Origin of the sequence: Mycobacterium sp., from assembly GCF_036488105.1 — a bacterium.
GTDB lineage: Bacteria > Actinomycetota > Actinomycetes > Mycobacteriales > Mycobacteriaceae > Mycobacterium.
In genome coordinates, this window is the sequence record NZ_DASXHW010000360.1 from 1 (window position 1) to 3,316 (window position 3,316).

Consider the following 3,316-nt stretch of genomic DNA (forward strand, 5'->3'; position numbering starts at 1 on the left):
GACCCGCCACGAGGACGTGGCCGCGGCGCTCAAGGATTACGAGACCTACTCGTCAAGCCGTGGCTGCGACCTGGCGATGGTGCGCAAGGGCATCTCCGAGGAGATGAGATCCATCATCTTCATGGACCCGCCGGACCACCGTCACATGCGCAGCCTGCTCAACAAGGCCTTCACTCCGCGGGCCATTCAATCGCAGATGGATGACGTGCACGAGGTGACCGACAAATACCTCCGCGCGGTTGATCCCGACAACTTCGACGTCGTGCAGGACTTCTCCGGTCCGTTCCCGGTCGAAGTCATCACCCGGATGGCCGGAGTGCCGGAGGAATACCGCCAGCAGTTGCGGCACTGGATCGACATCAGCCTGAGTCGGGAGCCGGGCCAAATCGAAGCCAGCGAAGCCGGCATGCAAGCCAACGTCGACACCGCGATGTACTACTACGGCTTGATCCAGGAGCGCCGCGAGGACCCGCAGGACGACATGATCAGCAGGCTGATCGCAGCCGAAATCCCCGGCGAGGACGGCACATTTCGTCGCCTCGACGACATCGAGATCACCAGCTTCTCCACGTTGCTCGGCGGCGCGGGGGCTGAGACGGTCACCAAGCTGGTCGGCAGCGCGGCGGTGCTCTTCGCCCGCAACCCGGACGAGTGGGAGAAGCTGAAAGCAGACCGCAGCAAGGTCCCTGCCGCCGTCGAGGAACTGCTGCGCTACGAGGGGCCGGTGCAGTACAACGTCCGCTACACGCTGAAAGAGGCCCACGTCAGTGGCGGCACGATTCCACCGGGCAAGCCGGTGTTCGTGATGAACGCCGCGGCGAACCGCGACCCGGATGCCTTTACCGACGCTGAAACCTTCAACATCGACCGCGACCAGACGGAGGCGCAGCACCTCGGTCTCGGATACGGGATTCACAGTTGCCTCGGTGCGGCACTGGCCCGGATGGAAAGCAGGATCGCGCTGGAGAAGTTGCTCGACTTCATGCCCAACTACGAAGTGCAATGGGATGACTGCAAGCGAGTCACTATGCAGAATGTCGCCGGCTGGCTGAACGTGCCGGTGAAGGTGTTGCGATGAGGTGGGCTGAGTGACAAAGAAGATAGAAGTCGACTGGGGCCTGTGCGAAAGTAACGGGGTCTGTATGGGCGTGATCCCGGAGGTTTTCCGGCTCGAGGATGACGACACATTGACGGTGTTGCAGGACGAAGTGACGCCAGAAAACGAAGAGCTGGTGCTCGAGGCGGTTCGTCAATGCCCGCGGCAGGCGATCTCGATCAGCGAATCGTAGCCGGCCCGAGAGTTACGTCGGCATAGGCGATTTCCTGTCGGACCCGCTTGTCATAATCGAATGTATGTTCGAGTCAACGATGCGGCAGCTGCGCGAGGTGGCGAGGGCCGAGAACCGGGCAGCGGGGCAGCGGTTGGCGGTGATCGGCGAGTTGGACCTGTTGTGGCTGAGACGTTTTGGTGAGCGCGAGACCTGGGGCACCGACACCCATGACGCGATCACCGCCGAGATAGCGGCAGCGCTGGGCATCACGCGCGGCTTGGCGGACAGTTATCTGGACTACGCGCGGGCGATGCGGTTGCGGCTGCCGGGGGTAGGCGCGCTGCTGGTGGCTGGCGATATCGATTACCGAACGTTTCAGACGATCGTCTATCGCACCGACTTGATCACCGACACGCAGGTGCTGGCCGCCGTGGACGCCGAACTGGCACTCAAGGTTGCGCGGTGGACGGGTATCACCCAGGGGCGGCTTGGCGGACAGGTCGACCGGATCGTGACGCGGGCCGATCAAGATGCAGTGCGCCGTCGCCGGGAGCGCCGCGGCGATCGCGAAGTCTCGTTCTGGGGCGATGCCGATGGGTTGACCGAGATATTCGGACGCCTGATTACTACCGACGCCCACGCCATCGATGCCCGCCTCAATGCGTTGGCCGCCACCGTGTGTGTCGACGACCCGCGCACCCGCAGCCAGCGCCGCGCCGATGCCCTGGGCGCGCTAGCGGTGGGAGCGGATCGGCTGAGTTGTCGCTGCGGTCAAAGAGATTGCGCCGCCGCGGCATCGCCCGCGCCCTCGCCCGTAGTAGTCCATGTCATCGCCAACGAGGCGACGCTTAACGGCACGGGGCACGTGCCAGGATCGATGATCGGCAGCGACTCGCTCGTTCCCGCCGAGTTGATCGCTGAGCTGGCGCGGTCGGCCAAGTTACGGCCCCTGACCCACCCCGCCGACTTGCCACCGGAATCCGGCTACACCCCCTCGCGGAGGCTGGCCGACTTCGTTCGCTGCCGCGACCTGACCTGCCGATTCCCCGGCTGCGACCAATCCGCTACGCGCTGCGACCTCGACCACACCGTCCCCTACGCCGACGGCGGGCCCACCCACGCGTCCAACCTCAAAGCCCTATGCCGCCACCATCACCTTCTCAAAACGTTCTGGGGCTGGCGCGACCAACAACTCCCCGACGGCACCGTCATCTGGACATCCCCCAGCGGGCAGACCTACGTCACCACCCCTGGCAGCGCCGTGTTGTTCCCGACGCTGGGTGTGCCGACCGGCGGGCTCGACGCGATAGGCGACCTAAGGCGCTCCGCTGACCGGGCCGCGATGATGCCGAGGCGTCGGCGTACCCGCGCCCAAAACCGGGCCCGTTACATCGCGACCGAACGACAACGCAATCACCTAGCGCGCCAGACGGTCTCATCGGGCCTCGCACCACCCGCCAATGACGACGATCCGCCACCGTTCTGATATGGGGACCGCGGCGTTAAGAATCCATGAAGCGGTCGCAACTACTTTTCGGATCAGAAAAGTGGAAGGACGCCATGAAGAAACCAATCGCTGGAGCCCTGCTGGCCGGCAGCCTCGCAGTCATCGGGGCAGGTGTGGTTACAGGTACCGCCCAGGCCGAACCGTTTTCTCCCCAGCCTCATTCGTGGTGCCCTGGGCAGGGATTGCCGTACCGCGGCATCGAATGGGACATGGGTGTGTGCCACACCTGGTACATCGTTCCGATGGGTCAGGGCAACGTGCGCTTCGGAGGAACCACCGACGGCAGCTTCGTGGCGGCCGACGTTCCAGCGCCGGTTTTCAACCCGCCTCCGCCGCCTCCGCCGTCACCGCAACCCCCGCACCCGTTCTGCACCCCGCGCGGCGGCTTGATCATCATCCCGCCGATCTGCGACGAGATCGGCGTGCACTAGACGTAAGCGTCTGGGCTCAGGCGAATCCGGAGATGATCACCGCGTTGCAATCGGCCGCGGCCTGCCGCAGCTTGGCCGCCGCCTGGTAGGCGTCGGACCCATACCAG

At 64.8% G+C, this 3,316-nt stretch carries 5 protein-coding genes; 4 read left to right on the plus strand and 1 reads right to left on the minus strand.

The genetic code is table 11. The features are described 5' to 3' along the window. From VGH54_RS18990 to VGH54_RS19005, 4 genes are all read left to right on the plus strand, one after another. On the plus strand, positions 1 to 1,078 hold a 1,078-nt coding region (locus VGH54_RS18990; RefSeq protein WP_331513621.1), incomplete at its 5' end, for a cytochrome P450. A gap of 10 nt (positions 1,079 to 1,088) precedes the next feature. After that, positions 1,089 to 1,289 carry a ferredoxin gene (locus VGH54_RS18995; protein WP_331513622.1) on the plus strand — a complete coding sequence of 67 codons (201 nt, stop codon included), beginning with the start codon at positions 1,089 to 1,091 and terminating at the stop codon, positions 1,287 to 1,289. A 64-nt stretch (positions 1,290 to 1,353) separates the two neighbouring features. Continuing rightward, positions 1,354 to 2,757 carry an HNH endonuclease signature motif containing protein gene (locus VGH54_RS19000; protein ID WP_331513623.1) on the plus strand — a complete coding sequence of 468 codons (1,404 nt, stop codon included), beginning with the start codon at positions 1,354 to 1,356 and terminating at the stop codon, positions 2,755 to 2,757. 74 nt (positions 2,758 to 2,831) lie between these two features. Beyond that, positions 2,832 to 3,209, plus strand: coding sequence for a hypothetical protein (locus VGH54_RS19005; RefSeq protein ID WP_331513624.1), 378 nt, complete (start codon positions 2,832 to 2,834; stop codon positions 3,207 to 3,209). Between the two features lie 16 nt (positions 3,210 to 3,225). Here VGH54_RS19005 and VGH54_RS19010 read toward each other — a convergent pair. Then, positions 3,226 to 3,316 (minus strand): DUF1330 domain-containing protein (locus tag VGH54_RS19010; RefSeq protein WP_331513625.1); only part of this gene is annotated, 91 nt, incomplete at its 5' end.

Coding starts and splice junctions, on each gene's coding strand:
- VGH54_RS19000 (WP_331513623.1), top strand. CDS start 1,354: ATGTTCGAGTCAACGATGCGGCAGCTGCGCGAGGTGGCGAGGGCCGAG.
- VGH54_RS19005 (WP_331513624.1), top strand. CDS start 2,832: ATGAAGAAACCAATCGCTGGAGCCCTGCTGGCCGGCAGCCTCGCAGTC.